This window comes from Thermogemmatispora sp., from assembly GCF_042408735.1.
Classification (GTDB): Bacteria; Chloroflexota; Ktedonobacteria; order Ktedonobacterales; family Ktedonobacteraceae; genus Thermogemmatispora.
Genome location: NZ_JBHOQV010000185.1, coordinates 18,011 through 37,688, shown reverse-complemented (window position 1 = coordinate 37,688; position 19,678 = coordinate 18,011). Strand labels below are relative to the sequence as shown.

General features: G+C 62.6%; 12 protein-coding genes. 1 reads left to right on the top strand and 11 read right to left on the bottom strand.

The genetic code is table 11. The features are described from left to right. From ACFMO7_RS19605 to rpsG, 3 genes are all read right to left on the bottom strand, one after another. Positions 1-180 (bottom strand): GTP-binding protein (locus ACFMO7_RS19605; protein WP_376797172.1); only part of this gene is annotated, 180 nt, incomplete at its 3' end. A gap of 526 nt (positions 181-706) precedes the next feature. Beyond that, positions 707-2,782, bottom strand: a complete 2,076-nt coding sequence (fusA, locus tag ACFMO7_RS19600; protein WP_376797171.1) for an elongation factor G — start codon at positions 2,780-2,782, stop codon at positions 707-709. A 9-nt stretch (positions 2,783-2,791) separates the two neighbouring features. Continuing rightward, the gene (gene rpsG / locus ACFMO7_RS19595) at positions 2,792-3,268 is read right to left on the bottom strand and encodes a 30S ribosomal protein S7 (protein WP_376797174.1); all 477 of its coding nucleotides are present in this window, start codon (positions 3,266-3,268) and stop codon (positions 2,792-2,794) included. A gap of 849 nt (positions 3,269-4,117) precedes the next feature. Here rpsG and ACFMO7_RS19590 point away from each other — a divergent pair. Further along, positions 4,118-4,285 carry a hypothetical protein gene (locus tag ACFMO7_RS19590; RefSeq protein WP_376797170.1) on the top strand — a complete coding sequence of 56 codons (168 nt, stop codon included), beginning with the start codon at positions 4,118-4,120 and terminating at the stop codon, positions 4,283-4,285. A gap of 709 nt (positions 4,286-4,994) precedes the next feature. On the opposite strand, the gene rpsL is transcribed toward ACFMO7_RS19590, so the two are convergent. From rpsL to ACFMO7_RS19550, 8 genes are all read right to left on the bottom strand, one after another. After that, complete coding sequence (rpsL, locus tag ACFMO7_RS19585; RefSeq protein ID WP_376797169.1) at positions 4,995-5,453, bottom strand: 30S ribosomal protein S12; 459 nt, start codon at positions 5,451-5,453, stop codon at positions 4,995-4,997. 84 nt (positions 5,454-5,537) lie between these two features. Beyond that, positions 5,538-9,884, bottom strand: a complete 4,347-nt coding sequence (gene rpoC, locus ACFMO7_RS19580; protein WP_376797168.1) for a DNA-directed RNA polymerase subunit beta' — start codon at positions 9,882-9,884, stop codon at positions 5,538-5,540. Between the two features lie 342 nt (positions 9,885-10,226). Further along, a complete protein-coding gene (locus ACFMO7_RS19575) occupies positions 10,227-13,724 on the bottom strand; it encodes a DNA-directed RNA polymerase subunit beta (RefSeq protein WP_376797167.1) in 3,498 nt (1,165 codons plus the stop codon). 653 nt (positions 13,725-14,377) lie between these two features. Then, positions 14,378-15,223: a hypothetical protein gene (locus ACFMO7_RS19570; protein WP_376797166.1), complete on the bottom strand. Its 846-nt coding sequence runs from the start codon at positions 15,221-15,223 to the stop codon at positions 14,378-14,380. Between the two features lie 452 nt (positions 15,224-15,675). Next, the gene (gene cysK, locus ACFMO7_RS19565) at positions 15,676-16,611 is read right to left on the bottom strand and encodes a cysteine synthase A (protein ID WP_376797165.1); all 936 of its coding nucleotides are present in this window, start codon (positions 16,609-16,611) and stop codon (positions 15,676-15,678) included. 49 nt (positions 16,612-16,660) lie between these two features. Further along, the gene (locus tag ACFMO7_RS19560) at positions 16,661-17,071 is read right to left on the bottom strand and encodes a response regulator transcription factor (protein WP_376797164.1); all 411 of its coding nucleotides are present in this window, start codon (positions 17,069-17,071) and stop codon (positions 16,661-16,663) included. Positions 17,072-17,316: 245 nt separating this feature from the next. Continuing rightward, positions 17,317-17,757: an Rrf2 family transcriptional regulator gene (locus ACFMO7_RS19555; protein WP_052890681.1), complete on the bottom strand. Its 441-nt coding sequence runs from the start codon at positions 17,755-17,757 to the stop codon at positions 17,317-17,319. 190 nt (positions 17,758-17,947) lie between these two features. Then, positions 17,948-19,624 (bottom strand): cytochrome c biogenesis protein ResB, encoded by a 1,677-nt coding sequence (locus tag ACFMO7_RS19550; RefSeq protein WP_376797163.1) that lies wholly within the window; start codon positions 19,622-19,624, stop codon positions 17,948-17,950. Positions 19,625-19,678: the final 54 nt, after the last annotated feature.

The following is a 19,678-nucleotide window of genomic DNA, read 5'->3' as shown; positions in this document are numbered from 1 at the left end:
CCGCTCCTCGGGCGCCTTATCAATCTGGTCAAAGGCAATATACTTATTGACCGCGCTCGGAAGCACCCGCGACAGCACCCGCGTGATCGCGGCCGTCAGCGTCGTCTTCCCGTGGTCAATGTGCCCGATCGTGCCCACATTTACATGCGGCTTCGTCCGCTCAAACTTCTGCTTCGCCATTTGTTCATCCTCACTTCTTAGTGCTCACATGCTCAGTGCAACAGACATGCGACAACGTGCCCAGGGGCTGCACCTTGCAACAGCATCGCATCGCCTCACGATTACCAGCCGAAGATAGGCTGCACGCACGCGGTTGGTGCGAGCAAGGGTGCGTATGGTGCGGGCGCTTTCGGGAAGCGAGCGCCGCACGACGCGACCAGAGAGAGATAGGGTTGGCGGTCAGCTCCTCGAGGGAGGAGGGACCGCGCGAGAGCCGGGCTGTGCTCCGCCGACGGGCCACGAGAGGGCCTGTCCGTCTGAGCCGGGACACAGCGCTCAAGGCGGTGTCCTGGGAGGCCGTCCCCTGGTATCGGCTCCAGGACAGGTGAGAGCTGGGCCAACGCTCCTCCGTCGTGAGGGGCGGGAAGGGAGCCTCTCCCAGCAGCCACCGATGCGGGAGGCGCGGCGCGGATAGGTGCACCGGACCTCTTGGCACGCCCATCCCACAATGGGAAAGGAGGCGCTGCCAGTAGCGCCTTTGACCTTCCTAGCTGGCAGCCGCCTTACCGATAATCTCATCCGCGATATTGCGCGGGACTGGCTCGTAGTGATCGAACTGCATCGAATAGCTGGCGCGTCCACTGGTCAGGGAACGCAGATCATTGACATAGCCGAACATCTCGGCCAGAGGGACATGGGCCCGCACCACATAGACGGAGCCACGGCTCTCCATGCCCAGGATCACGCCACGGCGCCGGTTGAGGTCGCCGATGATGTCGCCGTAGAACTCCTCGGAGGTGGTCACCTCGACCAGCATGACCGGCTCCAACAGGATAGGCCCGGCCTTGCGCGCAGCCTCTTTGATGGCCAGCGACCCGGCGGTCTTAAAGGCCATCTCGCTCGAGTCGACCTCGTGATAGGAGCCGTCGAAGAGAGTGACCTTGACGTCGATCATCGGGTAGCCGGCGATGATTCCGTTATCGAGCGTCTCCCGAATACCAACCTCGACCGGCTTGATGTACTCTTTGGGGATGACGCCGCCGACAATGGCATTGATAAACTCGAAGCCCTTGCCAGGATTGGGTTCGACGCGAATCCAGACATCGCCGTACTGACCACGACCGCCGGTCTGCCGGACGTAGCGGCCCTGGGCAGTCGCTTCGCGCGTGATGGTCTCGCGATAGGCCACCTGGGGGCGTCCGATATTGGCCTCGACCTTGAACTCGCGGAAGAGTCGGTCGACGATCACCTCCAGGTGTAGCTCGCCCATGCCGCGGATAATGGTCTGGCCGCTTTCGGGATCGGTACGCACCTGGAAGGTGGGATCTTCCTCAGCGAGCTTGCTGAGGGCGAGCGTCATCTTATCCTGATCCCCGCGCGTCTTCGGCTCAATGGCGATCTCGATCACCGGCTCAGGGAAGGTGATCGATTCCAGAATCACCGGGTGCTGCGGATCGCAGAGGGTATCGCCGGTGAAGGTGTTGCGCAGCCCGACGGCGGCACAAATATCGCCGGCGCGGATCTCATCGATATCCTCGCGATGGTTGGCGTGCATGCGCAGCAGGCGCCCGATGCGCTCGGTCTTGCCCTTGGTCGTATTTTCGACCGAAGAGCCTTTGGTCAGGGTGCCGGAATAGACGCGCAGATAGGCCAGGCGGCCTACGAAGGGATCGGAGACGATTTTGAAGGCCAGGGCGCTGAACGGGGCATCGTCAGCGACCGTCAGCGTGACCTGCTCGCCAGTATTGGGATCGATGCCGACAGGAGGAGCGATATCGAGAGGGGAAGGAAGATAGGCCACCACCGCATCCAGCAAAGCCTGAACGCCCTTATTGCGTAGGGAGGAACCACAAAGTACCGGCACCAGGGTGCCGGCAATCGTCGCTTTGCGGAGGGCGGCGCGGAGCTCGTCCTTGGTGATCTCCTCGCCCTCAAGGTACTTCAGGGTCAGCTCCTCGTCGGTCTCAGCGACCCGCTCGATGAGAGCATCGCGGTGACGCTTGGCCTCTTCCGCCAGCTCGGCCGGAATCGGTGTCGGCTCAGGCCGCGTTCCCAGCTCGTCGAGGAAAACTACAGCATGCTCCTCGATGAGGTCGATGAAGCCTTTGAAATCGCTTTCGGCCCCGATTGGGAGCTGGATCGGCAGAGGGTTAGCCCCCAGACGCTCTCGGATCATCTGGACGGTGCGCCAGAAGTCGGCCCCGATGCGATCCATCTTATTGACAAAGCAGATGCGCGGGACGTTGTACTTGTTGGCCTGGCGCCAGACGGTCTCGGACTGGGGCTCGACACCGGCCACGGCATCGAAGATGACAATGCCCCCATCGAGGACGCGCAGCGAGCGTTCGACCTCGGCAGTAAAGTCGACGTGACCGGGCGTGTCGATGATGTTGATGCGATGGTCCAGCCAGAAGCAGGTGGTTGCTGCCGCGGTGATGGTGATGCCGCGCTCCTGCTCCTGTACCATCCAGTCCATCGTCGCAGCCCCTTCGTGCACCTCACCCATGCGGTGAATCTTCTTGGTGTAGAAGAGGATGCGCTCGGTCGTCGTCGTTTTTCCCGCGTCGATATGGGCGATGATACCGATATTGCGCGTTCTTTCGAGTGAGTATTCTCTAGACATGTTTGAGTATTACCAGCGATAATGGATGAAAGCCTTGTTGGACTCTGCCATCCTGTGGGTCTCTTCGCGTTTCTTGATGGTCGCTCCCTGTCCGGCGGCAGCGTCCATGATCTCGTTGGCCAGCTTCTCCACCATGCTTTTGCCTGTACGAGCGCGAGCAGAGCGGACGAGCCAGCGCATGGCGAGAGAGAGGCCGCGCTCTTTACGGACGTCGACAGGCACCTGGTAGGTTGAGCCGCCGACGCGGCGAGGCTTGACCTCGACCGTAGGCGTGGCGTTTCTTAAGGCCTGTTCGAAGACCTCGAGGGCCGGACGCTTCTGCCGCTGCTCGATTAAAGCGAAAGCCTGGTAGAGGATGCGCTCGGCCAGGCTCTTCTTGCCGTCGACCATCAGCTTGCCGATGAAGCTCGCCACGTTGCGGCTCTGGTACTTGGGGTCCACGACTTCGAGCCGGCGCACCCCACGCCGATACTCGTACTTCTTGATGTCCTTGTTATGCTTGTCCGACTCTGACCGACGGCTAACACGTTTGCGTCTTGGCAAGGTCTCTTTTCCTCCCTTTCGCTTCGCGGTCAACACACATGCTCGCCGCCGCTCCTGCTGCTGGCCTGGGCCGATGAGCGTGGCCGCAGTCCGCCTGCACGCGCAGACGAGCATCTACGCTACGCTACGTATGTACGTATGGTACGTATGATACCTGCCTTGTGCAAAGCACCAGAAAAGGCGTCGCTGCGATTGTAGCTGACACCTGTACCTGCCCCACCACCCGCCTGCCTGTCTGTCTGTCTGCCTGCCTGCAGGCCACTCGCCTCCTCCTGGACTGGTTCGGCCACCCCCTGCCTGGGCAGGAGAGCGAGGAGGAGCGAGCCAGCGGTCCGCCAGGGCCAGCCGGCTCAGTCCGGCCTGGGTCTATCTCTGCGCCAGACCTGAGGGCCTCCTCGGGGGCAGGACAGCCACCAACAACCGTTTCAGAGGATATTGCTTCTGCTTCTGTTGCTCGCCAACGAGAACGAAAGCTACAATCGGATACGGACGCCTACAGCATCAGCAACGATGGTCGCCGCGCCAGGTTGGCGGGGTCCCTGCTCTTGGCCTGGCGGCTGATCAAGAGAGGGCCGCTGCTCTGCTAGCAGGCCGGCGTCGGTTCCTTCCCACTGACTTATTTACTCGGGCAGGGCAGTGGATCTGCTGCCGCGAACATCGCTGTCTTCTATGCTGGCCGCTCGTTCCTTCTTCCACGCTTCCTCTTTGTTCGTCCGCTCGTTTCTTACCCTCCGGGCGGTTCCTTCAAACCTCTCCGCTTTGCTCTTCTCGGCAGCCAGGGCATCTAACGAGATGTCAGGTGTTTATTTTGCGCGCGCCTGGCGGCGCCTGGCTACCGCTCGCTGGCTGGCGGCCACTGAGCCGTTTGGCTGTCGCTTGTTGCAGCTACAGCAAGAGACCTGCCATCCAGGCGGCTCCGGCGATCTCCTGACCGCCGGATCAGGGCCTTCTCCAGGTTGACCAGACAGGGCCGGGGCGGGCAACTGAGCGAGTTAGCCGTCGGCCTGGCGCCTGGTCTGCCACCTTGCAGGCTCGCCTGGTCCGGTATGGTTCAGGCTCTCGCCCCTGGACGACTCTCTGTGCTCTTGCGCATCTTCTCTTCGGGCAGGGCGTCTGCCGTCGTCTGGCGCTCTGGCCCGGTTTCCATCTGCCGACCCGCCCGGGGTCAGGTGTTAGAGACGAGATGAGCGAGCGGCGCTAGCAGATCTCTTATCCAACCTTCACGTCACCACAGGCTGTAGCGAGGATGGCCTGATCAGTGCTCTGCCTAGAGTTTTGCTCTGAGGCCAGGGAGGGTAGCCAGCCGGCGAGTGACCGGGCCGGCGCGCAGCCGCTGCGACCCTGGCCCGCCCACCCCAGGGCGACACCTTGCGCGTGGGCGAGCGAGCAAATAGACAGACAAGCAAACGAGCGTCTCTTCCCACGTAACACGCCAGAGCGAGTGCAGGCTTTTCTCTGGCCTGCCTGGCAGAGGGACAGACGTGGAGGACACCCGACACACATCGACCGTGAAGAACGGCGATGCATGCGTGACAGAAAGCGATGCACGACCTGTAAACCGACCTACCTGAACGCTCTCAGGCGGTATCGGGCAGGGAAGCGGGGAATGTGGCGGGTCGGATGGCAATGCTTGCTGGCATGCTTGTGCGCTTCAGCAGCCGCCCACGCGCTACCTCTTACCACCCCTGGCGGCTGGAGTGGCCGCCGCCTGCCCAGGCTTGGGCCGTTTGGCTCCGTACTTCGAGCGACCGCGGCGCCGCTTTGCCACGCCATCGCTATCGAGCGTACCGCGGATGATATGGTAGCGCACACTGGGCAGATCCTTGACGCGCCCACCGCGGATCAGCACCACCGAGTGCTCCTGGAGGTTATGGCCCTCGCCGGGGATATAGGCCGTTACCTCCATCAAGTTGCTCAAGCGCACGCGCGCGATCTTGCGCATGGCCGAGTTCGGCTTCTTGGGCGTCATCGTACGGATCTGCGTACACACGCCGCGCTTCTGCGGCGCGCCCCGCATACGCATGACACGGTTCTTCAGCGCGTTGTACGAGAACAAGAGCGCTGGAGCCTTCGAGCGTCTGACCTTCTTGGAACGGCCCTTACGGACCAGCTGATTGATCGTTGGCAACGAGCAATCCTCCCCTAACTGTCCTCTAAAGGGGGCGCGCTGGTGCGCGCCCCCTTCTCAATCTATGCGCGGTTGTATATGGTATCACTCATCACTCAGGCTGTCAAGAGCTACGCCAGGGGTACCGCTGCCGTGGCCGTTGCTGCCAGGACCGCCAGCGAAGCCCGCGCCCACGCCGGCCACGCTGGGGGCTCCCGTCAGACGCTGCTGCGTCTGCTGCTGGCGCGCCAACTGTTCGCGGCGCCGCTGCAAGAAGCCGGAGCCAGCCGGGATGAGCTTGCCGATGATAACGTTCTCCTTGAGGCCCACCAGGTGGTCGGTCTGACCCTGAATGGCCGCCTCGGTCAGCACGCGGGTGGTCTCCTGGAAGGAGGCCGCCGCCAGGAAGCTGTCGGTGTTGAGCGAGGCCTTGGTGACGCCCAGGAGGACGGTTTGAGCGCGAGCCGGCTCGCCGCCCTCGGCCAGAACGCGCGCGTTGGTTTCGGCGAAGGCGAAGCGGTCGACCAGGTCGTTGGGCAGCATGTCGGTGTCGCCCGGCTCCTCGACGCGCACGCGGCGCAGCATCTGCCGGATGATGATCTCGATGTGCTTATCGTTGATGCGCACACCGGTGTTGCGGTAGATGCGCTGCACCTCTTTGACAAGGTACATCTGCACGGCCTCGCGCCCGAGGATGCGCAGGACATCCTGCGGATCGAGGTGGCCGCTGGTGATCGGCGTGCCGGCCTTGATGTACTGGCCCTGGGTGACGGCCAGGCTGCGCGCCGCCGGCACCGGATAGCTCCGCTCGTCGCGCTCTTCGGAGCGAATGGTCAGGATGCCATTGGCGTTGAAGAGCACTTCGCCGCTGGTGCGGGCCCGTACTTCGCGCGGCTCGCTGCCGTTCTGGGGAGGCTCCAGAGCCAGGAGCTGGTCCTTCTGGACCTGGTCGTGCTCGTTGACGAGGATCTCAGCCCCGGGCGGCAGGCGATATTCGTCGAAGATGGTGTTGGTCGAGACGACGCGCACGGTGCGGCTGCCCGTGTTTTCGTCTTTGATGATCTCGACGACGCCATCGATCTCGCTGATCTCGGCCTTATCCTTGGGCACGCGCGCCTCGAACAGCTCTTCGATGCGCGGTAGACCCTGGGTGATGTCTCCCTGGGCGCCCGCGATACCACCGGTGTGGAAGGTACGCATGGTGAGCTGCGTGCCCGGCTCGCCGATGGATTGGGCGGCGATGATGCCTACGGCCTGGCCCAGGCGCACCAGGCTGTTCTCCGCCAGGTCGCGGCCATAGCACTTGCGGCAGACTCCGCGGCGGGTCTGGCAGCCCAGCACGGAGCGGACGCGCACCTGCTTGACGCCAGCAGCCACCAGGGCGTCGGCGATGTCCTCGGTGATCTCGTCGCCGACCTCGAGGCGATCCTCGAAGCCAGGGATTGGCTCCAGCAGGATGCGCCCGACGATGCGCTGGCGGATGTCAGGCAGCATCATCTCTTTGCTGTCCTCGTCGGTGATGAGGATGCCTTCGGTGGTCTGACAATCCTCTTCGGTGACGATGACGTCCTGGGCGACGTCGATCAGGCGCCGCGTCAGATAGCCCGACTCGGCGGTACGCAGGGCGGTGTCGGCCAGACCTTTGCGCGCGCCGTGGCTGCTGATAAAGTACTCCAGCACGCTCAGTCCCTCGCGGAAGTTGCCGCGGATGGGCACGTCGATGATCTTACCGGACGGGCTGGCCATCAGGCCGCGCATGCCCGAGAGCTGGCGGATCTGCTGGAAGCGGGCCTTGGTGGCGCCGGACTTGGCGATGGTGTAGATGGCCCCGTAAGGGTCGAGGGTCTGCTCGACCATCTTGGTGATGTTCTCGGTGACTTCGTTCCAGATGTCGATGGTCTGCTGGTATTTCTCGAAGTCGGTGATGAGACCCTCACGGTACTGCTCGTCCAGGGCGGCGATCTTGGCGTCGGCCTTGGCCAGCTCCTCGGCTTTGCCCTCGGGTACCTTGACATCGCTCATGGCGATGGTGGCTCCAGCCTTGGTGGCGTAGGAGAAGCCGAGACGCTTGATCTCGTCAGCCAGCTCGCAGGTCTTGACGCGCCCATACTCCTTGTAGCACTCGGAGATTAAGGCCCGCAGGTCATCCTTCCTCATCGGGTAGTTCTTGAAGCGCATGCGCTCGGGCAGCGATTCGTTGAAGATGATACGCCCGACGGTGGTGGTGATGAGCTGGCGCTGGGCGTACATGGTTGGCCCCGCCGGCGGCGGCTCGTCGTAGATCTGCACGCCGTCCATGCGCACTTTGATGAGGGCCTGCAGGTCGATGACGCCGTGATGGTAGGCGAGCAGGGCCTCGGTGGGATCGGCAAAGACTCTCCCTTCTCCCTTCTTGCCCGGACGGTCTTGCGTCAGGTAGAAGCAGCCGAGCACCATGTCGCCGGTGGCGCCGATCGATGGTTCGCCGGTGGCCGGCAGCAGCAGGTTGCGCGTGGACATCATGTACTGCCGCGCTTCGTCCTGGGCTTTCTCCGAGAGCGGGACGTGAACCGCCATCTGGTCACCGTCGAAGTCGGCGTTGAAGGCCGAGCAGACCAGCGGATGGAGCTGGATGGCGCTGCCTTCGACAAGAACGGCCTCGAAGGCCTGCAAGCCCAGACGGTGCAGGGTCGGCGCACGGTTGAGCAGCACAGGATGGTCCTTGATGACTTCCTCGAGCACGTCCCAGACTTCGGGCCGAACACGCTCGACGAAACGCTTGGCGCTCTTGATGTTGTGGGCGTCGCCTCGCTCGACCAGCTTGCGCATGACGAAGGGCTTGAACAGCTCCAGAGCCATGCGCTTGGGCAGGCCACACTGGTGCAGCTTCAGTTCGGGACCCACGACGATCACCGAGCGACCAGAGTAGTCGACGCGCTTGCCCAACAGGTTCTGGCGGAAGCGGCCCTGCTTCCCCTTGAGCATGTCGGAGAGGCTCTTGAGCTTGTGGTTGCCCGAGCCGGCGACCGCTCGCCCGCGGCGCCCGTTGTCGATGAGGGCATCGCAGGCCTCCTGCAGCATGCGCTTCTCGTTGCGAATGATGATCTCTGGCGCGCTCAGCTCCAGTAGCCTCTTGAGGCGGTTGTTGCGGTTGATGACGCGCCGATAGAGATCGTTGAGGTCCGAGGTGGCGAAGCGTCCACCGTCAAGCTGGACCATCGGGCGCAGTTCAGGCGGCAGGACCGGCAGGACCGTCAGGATCATCCACTCGGGACGGTTACCCGACTTGCGGAATGCCTCGACGACCTTCAGGCGCTTGGTGGCCTTTTTGCGCCGCTGGCCTACGGTCGAGCTGATTTCCTGGCGCAGCTCCATCGCCAGCTTGTCGAGATCGATGTCGGCGATCAGCTCGCGCACGGCCTCGGCGCCCATGCCAGCGCGGAAGACGTTGCCGAAGGCTTCCTTCAGCTCCCGATAGCGATTCTCCTGGAGCAGGTCCATTTTCTTGAGGTTGACCAGGTCGCGGCGCAGCTGCTCCAGGCGATGGCGCCGGTCGGTGCGCTGCGACTCCAACTGCGACTGCAGCAGGTCGATCTGGCCCTGATAGTCCAGGTTGAGGCGCTCGGCCTCACGCTCGCTCTCGGCGCGCACGGCCTCGAGGGCATGGCGCGCCTGCTCGGCGATGTCGTTGCGGCAGGTCTCGGCTACCTGCTCCAGCAGCTCGATGTGCTTGAGGCCCACGACCTCGCCACGTGGGACGATGATCTGGCCGGTCGGTTCGTAGACAATATCGTCTTCCGCCGGCTTGCCGCGCTGGGAACGCAACTCGGCCAGGGTCTCGCTCTCGGCCTGCCGGGCCCGCTCCAGATCCCGCTCGCGCTCTTCCTGAATCTGGCGGATGCGGGCCGCCAGGCGGGCACGCTCGTCCTGGATCTCGCTGTCGCGCTGCTCTTTGAGGCTGTCGACGCGCTCGACGACTTCCTCTTCGGTTGTTTGCTGGAGGTTGGCCAGCTCGCGATCCAGCTCCATCAGGGCCTTCTGGCGCGCCTCTTCGTCGATATGGGTGACGACGTAGAGCGCGAAGTAGAGGATGCGCTCCAGGTTGCGCGGCGACAGGTCGAGCAGAAGGCCGATCCGGCTGGGAATGCCCTTAAAGTACCAGATATGGCTGACCGGCGAGGCCAGCTCGATATGGCCCATGCGCTCGCGGCGCACTTTGGAGCGAGCGACCTCGACACCACATTTATCGCAAACGATGCCCTTGAAACGGACCCGCTTGTATTTGCCGCAATAGCACTCCCAGTCCTTGGTAGGGCCGAAGATGCGCTCGCAGAAGAGACCGTCCTTCTCTGGTCTGAGAGTGCGGTAGTTGATGGTCTCCGGTTTCGTGACCTCGCCGTAGCTCCAGCTCCGAATCTGCTCAGGACTGGCGAGACTGATGCGAATTGCGTTGAAATCGTTGACTTCGAGCATGCTGCCTCCTGATGGGAAACGAGGAAGGTCCCAGCCATCTCTTTGACCTGACGCGCTTCTCGCCGCTGCCTCTGGCGCGCAGGCCGTAGCAGGGTCCTTCTGGTGGCCCTGTCATGGCCTGCTTGCTGCACTCCGCTCTTCGGCCTGCCAGATCTGCCATCGCTGTGGGCGCAGAGGGGAGGACGATGGCGGATAGTTCCGGACGGCGACGAGCGGGCGTCGGTCCAGCGCGAGCCGCGACAGCGACTGGCCAGCCTGCACCTGAGAGCGGGCGGGCAGGGGCCTGTGCCCGCGACCCGCCCGTCTGAGGTCAAGAGAGCTGGGCGGCCTTCACCGTTGCCCTTACTGATCTCCCTCGAAACCGGACAGATTGATACCTAGCTCGGGCATGACATCGTTCGAGCTGTCCTCAACGAATTGAATCTTCTGATCGTCCTCGTTGAGGACCTCCACGTTGATCCCCAGGCTCTGCAATTCTTTGACCAGGACCTTGAAGGACTCGGGCACGCCCGGCTCGATGATGTTCTCGCCTTTGACGATGGCCTCGTAGGTCTTGACGCGGCCCACGACGTCATCCGACTTCACGGTGAGGATTTCTTGCAGGATATAGGCCGCGCCGTAGGCTTCGAGCGCCCAGACCTCCATTTCGCCGAAGCGCTGGCCACCGAACTGGGCCTTTCCGCCTAGCGGCTGCTGGGTAATCAGGCTGTAGGGGCCGGTTGAGCGCGCATGAACCTTGTCTTCGACCAGGTGGGCCAGCTTGAGCATGTAGGTGTAGCCCACGGTGATGGGCTGATCGAACGGCTCCCCGGTGCGCCCGTCGAAGAGCTGGATCTTGCCGCTCTCCGGCAGATTGGCACGGCGCAACAGCTCGGTCACGTCGGCCTCGGTGGCGCCATCGAAGACGGGGGTTGCGATCTTGATACCCAGCGCCGTGGCGGCCCAGCCCAGGTGCGTCTCCAGGATCTGCCCGAGATTCATGCGGTGCGGCACGCCGAGCGGGTTCAGGATGATATCGACCGGAGTGCCGTCGGGCAGGAAGGGCATATCTTCGATGGGCAGGACGCGCGAGATGACGCCTTTATTGCCGTGGCGTCCGGCCATCTTGTCGCCCGCGCCGATCTTGCGCTTCTGGGCGATGCTGACGCGCACCAGTTGATTGACTCCAGGCGGCAGCTCGTCACCATTCTCACGCGAGAAGACCTTGACCTCGACCACTTTGCCGCGCTCGCCGTGCGGGACGCGCAGCGAGGTATCCTTGACCTCGCGCGCCTTCTCGCCGAAGATGGCACGCAGCAGCTTTTCTTCCGCAGTAAGCTCGGTCTCGCCCTTGGGTGTGATCTTGCCGACCAGGATATCCTGCGGCCCCACCTCGGCGCCGACATAGATGATGCCGCGCTCGTCCAGGTTGCGCAGACCCTCTTCGCCGACGTTGGGGATATCGCGGGTAATCTCTTCGGGTCCCAGCTTGGTATCGCGTGCGTCAACCTCGTACTTCTCGATATGAATCGAGGTGAAGAGGTCCTCGCGGACAATGCGCTCGCTGATGAGGATGGCGTCCTCGAAGTTGCCACCTTCCCAGCTCATGAAGGCCACCAGAATATTCTGCCCGAGGGCCAGCTCGCCATCCTGGGTCGAGGAGCTGTCGGCGATGACCTGCCCGGCCCGCACGCGGTCGCGCTTGCGCACGATAGGTCGCTGGTTGATGCAGGTGCCAGCGTTGGAGCGCATGAACTTGCGCAGGCGATAGGTATGGATCTCGCCCTGGTTGTCCATGATCTCGATGACGCGGGCCGTCGATTTGACGACCTCGCCATCGACCTCGCTGACGATCACCTGGCCGGAGTCGATGGCCACCTGACGCTCGATGCCCGTACCGCAGACCGGGGCCTGCGGGCGCAACAGGGGCACCGCCTGGCGCTGCATGTTGGCCCCCATCAGGGCGCGGTTGACGTCGTCGTGCTCCAGGAAGGGGATCAGGGCGGTCGCCACGCTCACCGCCTGGCGCGGCGAGACGTCCATGAAGTCCATGTTGTCCGTGCTGTCCATGATGAACTCGCCCTGATAGCGGGCCAGCGTGCGCTCTTCGGCGAACTCGCCGTTCTCCAGGAGCGGGGCGTTCACCTGGGCGATCTTGTAATTCTCCTCGTCGTCGGCGGTCAGATACTGCACCTCGTCGGTGACGAAGGCCCGCACGTGCACCCAGGCGTCGCCAAGGAGCTTCGAGAGCTTCAGGAAGAGTTCTTCATCGACGCGCACGCGCTGGTGAGCCTTGATCAGGACCTGGCCGTTCTCGTCGAGGACGTCCTCGCGCTCGTGCCCCACCACACCGCGGAACTCGCGCCCAATCAGGCGCGGGTCGTTGGCGCGCAGCCGGCGGTAGACTTTGCGATAGGGCGTTTCGATGAAGCCGTAAGGGTTGACCTGCCCATAAGTGGCCAGGTAGCCGATCAGGCCGATGTTGGGACCTTCCGGCGTTTCGATGGGACAGATGCGCCCGTAGTGCGAGCGATGGACGTCGCGCACGTCCAGACCAGCCCGCTCGCGCGAGAGGCCACCAGGACCCAGGGCCGAGAGACGGCGCTTGTGACCGATCTCCGCCAGGGCATTCGTCTGCTCCATGAACTGCGAGAGCTGGCTGCCGCTGAAGAACTCGCGCATGGCCGCCACCACTGGGCGGATATTGATCAGGGCGTTGGGCGTGGCCTGGCCTGGTTCCTGAATACTCATGCGCTCCTTGACCACACGCTCCATGCGCAGCAGGCCAACGCGGAACTGCGACTGGATCAGCTCGCCGACGCAGCGCACGCGGCGATTGCCCAGATGGTCGATATCATCCTTGCGCCCGTAACCGTTGTTGAGACGGATCAGGCGGCGAATAATATGTACCAGATCATCAAGCGTCAAGACACGGATGTGCTGCGGAACCGCCAGCTCCAGCTTGCGGTTGAGCTTGTAGCGGCCCACGTTGCCCAGGTCGTAGCGCCGCGGGTTGAAGAAGAGGTTGCGCACCAGCGAGCGGGCGTTATCAAGGGTAGCGGGATCGCCGGGACGCAGCTTCTTATAGAGTTCGAGCAGGGCCTCCTCCTCGCGCTTGACCGGGTCACGATCGAGCGTGGTCTGGATGTAACGCACGTTGGGATCGTTATCGGCCTCGCTGAAGGCATTGATCATGCCCTGGTCCGTCGTCAGATCGACGTCCTCGGTATGCCACTGCTCGCGGGCGATGCTGGCGACAGCGCGCAACAGGGTAGTGACAGGCAGCTTGCGCTTGCGATCAATCTTGACGGAGAGGAGATTTTTATTGCTCGTTTCAAATTCCAGCCAGGCGCCGCGGTTCGGGATCAGCTTGGCGGCGAAGAGGCGGCGCCCGGTGGTGGCGTCCTCTTCGGCGGTAAAGTAGACCCCCGGCGAGCGCACAAGCTGGCTGACCACGACGCGCTCGACGCCGTTGATAATAAAGGTGCCCTGCTTGGTCATCAGGGGGAAATCCCCCATAAAGATATCTTTCTCGATGACCTCGCCCGTCTCTTTGTTGATCAGGCGGGCCTTGACCGTCAGCGGGGCGGCATAGGTGGCGTCGCGGTCGCGACATTCATCCTCGCTGTACTTGGGCTTGCCGAACGGCTCGGGTGGGACAATAAACTCCAGACTGAGATTTTTTCCAGTGAAATCTTCGATAGGAGAGATCTCTTCAAAAACCTCGCGCAGGCCCTCTCGCTTGAACCACTCAAAAGAGTCGAGCTGGATCTGGATCAGGCCCGGCATTGGCCGTATATCCGGAATACGCGCGAAAGAAACACGCTCCGGGAGCGCAACGGCCTTGCTGCTCACTGTCATGTGTGATATTCTCCTCTCACTAGAGCTTCACGGAGGAAAACCTTCCTTGCGCGACAGACGGCCTCGCCCAGACGGTCCGGCTTCCCGTCTTGCCCATGCAGAAAGACCAGACACGCCAAACCAGGCTCTTGCTGCCGTTGGCCGGTCAAGCTACAATGGGAAAGGCAGTCACCAGCGAGGGCCTATCTGCCCGCCAGGTCACATCTGCGTCTGCTGTCGTGAAGGGAAAGATGTCCCGAGAGGCGCCTCGGCGCACCTCTCCGGAGGATCATGAAATCGATGATTGCTGTTGTTGCCTACTGCTGCTGATAATTCCTGTGCCGGGAGCATCGTGTGACAAGAAAAGTAACCGCTTCGTGCTCCCACAAGCGGTTACTCGGAATTGCTTTGTCGTCGTTCAGTTGGTTGCTGAATCACCCACATGCACGGCCCTACACACTGACTCAGAGAAAAAAACATGCTGTGTGCCGACCCTTTTTCTTGAAGGGTTGCACCCAGTCATTCCCTGTCAATTGGCAATTTGAAAGTATATCCCCTCCTGGCGACTTTGTCAAGTCCCCCAAAGGGGGAATTTTTTGAGCAGCCCATTTTTCCCTCCTGGGCCAGACCCCCTCAGCCGGCCAGGGCGGGCCGAGGCCAGGCCAAACCTGGCCTCAAGCGGAAAGAGCCAGCTGCCGGGCCTCGGCCAGGGCCGCTTCGATCTCCTCGCCCAGGGCCGGGTTCCAGGGTCGATCGGCATCGATCCAACGCTTGCGCAACAAGGCCAGTAGACGCTGCTGGTCGGCGCTTGAGAGCAGCTGCAGCTCCAGCAAGGACTCCGGTTCGCCTGGAGAGAGAATAGAGAGCATGAAGTCATGAATCCAGAGAGAGGTATGGCTATCAAGCCGGTAGGTTCGCGGAGCCCCCATCTGGCGGCAGAGCGAGAAGCAGCTGACCAGAATGCAGGCCAGCAGCGCCAGCATCCCCAGGCTCAGAGCCAGTCCGGGCAAGGAGAGCAGCAGCAGCAGGCCAGTCCCCAGGGTCGTCAGGACGGGATCGGCCCAGCTCTGCGCCCAGCCGAGCAACATGAGCGGGATCAGGCCGCTTAGAACGGCCAGAAAGCAGAGCAGGGTCGTGCCGATCATCCAGAAGATGCTCCCCAGATTCTTATGCGACAGGTCCCGCACCGTCAGACTCTGCTCGTCGAGGAGCACCATTTCTCGCCGGTAGCCCATCCACAGGGCATGCAGGTAGCGCAGGCTCATGAGGCTGCCGGCCAGAGCGCCCAGGCAGAGGTAGGCCAACAGGGCCAGGAGGGTATCCTGCCACTTCAAATAGGGTGTGAAAGTATGGGAGTAGCTTCCCCATAGCCAGCGCCCCATTTCCACCATTGCCGCCGCCGCCAGCAGGAAGGCCGCCGCAGTCAACAGCGCCAGCAGGCTGTTGCGCACGTAGGCGGAACGCTTCAGGTGAAAGCGCTGGATCTCCGCCCCGCTTTGGTGTTGACCGATTCTCGACATTGCGCGTGCGATCCCTCCCCATGTCCAGCAAAACGTCGTGTCTTGGCCGACCAGCTTCCTTCTCCCGGCAGGTCCCCCGCCAGACTTCGGTCGCGCTCCTCATGCGGCTCTCTCCCTCCGAGGATCAGCGGCGGAAGAGGCCATAGCCAGTTACGGCCCTCTCGCGGTGGAACGTTCTGAGGCATGCTGCGAGGTTCAGCTATCGGTTGGACGCTGGTCACAGCCACTATGGTTTTAAGACGAATCAGGTCGGTCTTCGGTCTCATGAGCAGGTAGTTGACAAAGCCGATCGAGAGCGATCTTGCTGGCCAGCTTTTGCTGAGGCTGCTTCAGGTCGTCTCAGCCAGGCACTTTCTGCCAGGCCGCAGGTTGACACAAGGGGTCAGATAATACGCGACAGGAGAGAACGCGATGGGCAGAATCAGCGGGCCCAGCGGGCGAAAGGGAGGAGATCAGACGCGCAGGTCGTCGAACAAGATGGTGTGAAGGTAACGCTCGGCGGCGCTGGGGAAGATGGAGACAATGACCTTGCCCTCGTTCTCCTCTTTGCGGGCCTCCTGGAGGGCGGCCCAGGCCACGGCTCCGCTGCTGATGCCGACAGAGAGGCCCTCTTGCTCCATGATGGCGCGGGCGGTGGCCACAGCGTCGTGATCGCTGACGGCGATGACCCGATCGATGAGGTCGACGCGCAGGGTGTCTGGCACGAAGCCAGCCCCAAGACCCTCGATGCGGTGCGGCCCGGGCCGCCCGCCCGAGAGGATGGCACAGGCCGCAGGCTCGACGGCTACCACCTCGACCGCCGGCTTGCGGGCACGTAGTCCCTCGGCGACGCCGGTCAGGGTGCCGCCCGTACCGACGCCGATGACCACGATATCAACGGCCCCTGCGGTGTCTTCCCAGATCTCGACGGCGGTCCCCTCGCGATGGGCACGGGGATTGGCCTGATTGTAAAATTGCTGGGGATACCAGGCGTTGGAGAGGGAGGTGCGCAGCTCAATGACCTTGTTGATGGCGCCGCGCATTCCCTGGTTGCCAGGGGTGAGAATCACCTGGGCTCCGAGACGCCGCAGGAGCAGGCGGCGCTCCAGACTGATGGTGTCTGGCATGGTGAGAATGCAGCGATAGCCGCGGGCGGCGGCGATCCAGGCCAGCGAGATGCCCATGTTGCCGCTCGTCGGCTCGGTGATGACCCCCCCAGGACGCAGCAAGCCCTGGGTCTCGGCCTCGCAGATCATCTTCAGGGCAGGACGGTCTTTGAGGCTGCCGCCGGGACTGAACATCTCCAGCTTGGCCAGCACGGTGGCACCGCAGGAAGCGGCAAAGCGCTTCAGTTCAACCAGCGGGGTGCGACCGACTAGCTCTGTTGCATCCTTGGCCCAGCGCGCCATGTTCACCTGCCTGCTTGCTAACTTGCTAGTTTGCTGACTTGTCTGTCTCCTAGTCTTGAGTCGGTCGAGGCTGCCCCGACTCCTCGGCGAGCAAGGCCCGCATCAGAAAGAGGAGTTCTTGCACGCTGAAGGGTTTGCGCAACATCAAACCCGTATGCAAGCCCATGCGATGCAGCTCCCACTCGTAGCTCCCGGTGATGACAATAATCGGTATATGCCTGGTCTGACTGTGGCCGCGCAAGATTCTGTAGAGGGAGACGCCGTCGAGGTTGGGCAAACCGACATCGAGCAGGATCAAATCGGCCCCGATGTGGGGCAAACGCTCACGGGCCTCCTGTCCATCGGGGAAGACGTGCAGCTGCCAGGAACTGACGGTCGCAATGACCGCCTGCACCATCTCGATGAGGCGTGGATCGTCCTCTACTAGTGCGATGACTTTCGTCTTTTCGGCTCTTTGCACAGAAACAGCCACGTCTTACTACCCTTCCCCTTCAGGCTAGCGGACGCTCGCCGCTGGCCTCCTGCCTCGTCTGCCACCCGCCGCCAGCCTTGTTGTGAGACTATGCATTATCCTCTGGCGGATCGGCCACGGCTCTGCACAAGGTCCTGCTTTCCCTGGACCTGAGCCTGCTCACGGCCTGCTATCGCTCTTATCCGCAAGAGAGTCAGCCTGCTTGTCTGCCCGCCATTCCCAGGCCGATCTGGTCAGATGTAGTACATCGTCTCGGCGGCGGCGCCGGTGCGATGACGCTGGGCCAGCTCCTCGATGGTGGTCGAGAGCAGAATCTGCCAGGTCATCTCATCGATCTTCTGCCAGACTTCGCGCAAAGCGCAGCCTGGTGATAGCTCGCAGACACCAGGCGAAGGCAGACACTTCATGGGCGGCACGTAGCCCTCCAAAGCCCGCACCACCTCGGCCATAGTGATCTGAGAGGGCGGCCTTGCCAGCATATGCCCGCCTTTGGGACCGCGCACACTCTTGACCAGCCCCTCTTTGCGCAGGGCCATCAGAATCTGGTCAAGATAATGCTCAGGAATATACTGCCGACTGGCAATATCCGCACTTTCAACCGGTCCCTGTCCATAGTAGGCCGCCATGTCGAGCATGGCCCGCAGTCCGTAGTCGCCTTTCATTGTGAGCTTCATATTTCTTCCTTCACTATCCTCGCGCGGATCGAGCGGGCTGACAGCCCTCCGATCCCTGCTGCTGGCTCTTGCCTTTACGTTACAGGACAAGGACGTGTTTCTACCGCTAGGATATATCAATTGTGAATCACTGTCAATGGCCGCTTCTATGAGCATTGCCGCCCCGAAGCCCGCTCCCAGGCAGAGTCACTTATCGCTTGCTTGATAGGGCGCCTGAAGGGCTGCTGGCTACGGGAGCTGTTCCCCGCTCCCCCGCCTCCTGGACGGTGGTGGCCTGGGCCTCGCGGGCAATGGCGAGCAGATCGGTGCGAATGTTGGTGAAGTGCTCGCGCAGAGCGGCCATCTCGACCTGATCGCCGCGGATGCGCAGCCAGATACGGCGCTGCGGGAAGTAGAAGGTGACACAGAGGCTGAGCACCAGAACGACCGCGATCGGCCAGATCAGGGGTGCGCCGGCATCGCGCGTCACGAGCAAGACGGTGGCGTCGCTGGCGGCGTCGAGTTTGATGGTCCACTGGCCATCGACGCTTTTCCCGGTCTGCCCAGGCGAGAGGCGCAGGAGGGCTTTGTCCTCGTTATTGCTGGTACCAGGGGTACCAATGGCTATGAGTAGGACGGGATGGGCGATCTGCGAGAGGTGCTGGCCCTGCGCGTGGATAAAGAAGACGCCCATAGTGTAGTTGGTGCCACCAATGGGGATACCACGCGCGTAGTCAACGACTCCATTGCCCGAGGGCAGCGTGCTGCTGCTGTCAAGAACGACGGCATCGTGGTAGAGGACGTTGCCCTGGGCATCGGTGATGGTGACGACCGCTGAGGCCACCAGCGAGGATTGATGAAAGGTAATGCCGTCGTAGGTCAGGGGGTCGTTAACCCGCAGGTGGTCGCTGTGGGCCACCAGCTCGCCGTCGCGATAAACGCTCAGGTCAGTGACGTAGTCGACCGGCTGGCCAGTCTGCGGATCGAAGCGCGCGGTGAAGCGGTTGACGCGAAAGCTGATGTTGTGGGGCGTGCCGCGGGGGTAGACCACTGCGCTCTCGCCAGTCGGCAGGGCCTGATCAAAGCTGAAGCCGGCCAGGGCGTCGCTGAGGCTGAGAATGGGAGCGGGCAAGAGGCGCCGCGCCGGACTGTTGAGCGGGAAGCCGTGCCACTGACTGATCATGCCAGCCAGCAAAAGGGCGACGAGTGAGGCATGAAAGACAAAGGTGGAGAGAGTGGCCCAACTGTTCTTGCTGGCGTAGAGGTAGGTGACTTCCGTGTTGTCACGGCTGTCGCTCTCGCTGCGTAGATGATAGCCGCGACGCCGCAGGGCGGCACTGGTCCAGGTCAGAGCCTCGGGATGGCTGAAGCTGGCTCGCTCCAGGGCGTTCTGATAAAAACGATCGCTGCGTCGAATCAGCGGATGGGCAAAGTTCTGCCAGATGGCCGGGGCCCGATTGAGGGTGCAGACCACGATGCTGAGCGCCAGGATACCCAGCAGGAGCATGAAGTACCAGCTTGAAAAGATGGTAAAGAAATGCAGCCAGTCGTAGATGGGCGTCAGCGAGCCGTACTGCGGCAGGGCATTCTGCTCCAGCCAGGCTTGATAGGCCGTCGGGTCGTTAAGGACCTCGCCCGGGGCTTGCGGGAAATAGATCCCCAGAATGCAGATGACGATGATGCTGACAATCAAAAAAATAGCCGTGCGCACCGAGCTGAGCCAGCCCCAGAGAGCATCTAGGGGATGCTGTACCATATAGGCCAGACGCTTCTTGAGACGCTGACTCGGGCTGGTGCGCGGCGCGCCAGCTCGCTTCTTCGCGCTCGCTGAGGGCCGCGCGCGACGGGCCGCGGTAGCGCGCTTGGGTTGCTTGAGCAGTGTCGCCATGAGAATCTATGGTCTTTCCTTCCTGCCTGCTGGCTGAAATGGGTTGGTCCTTGC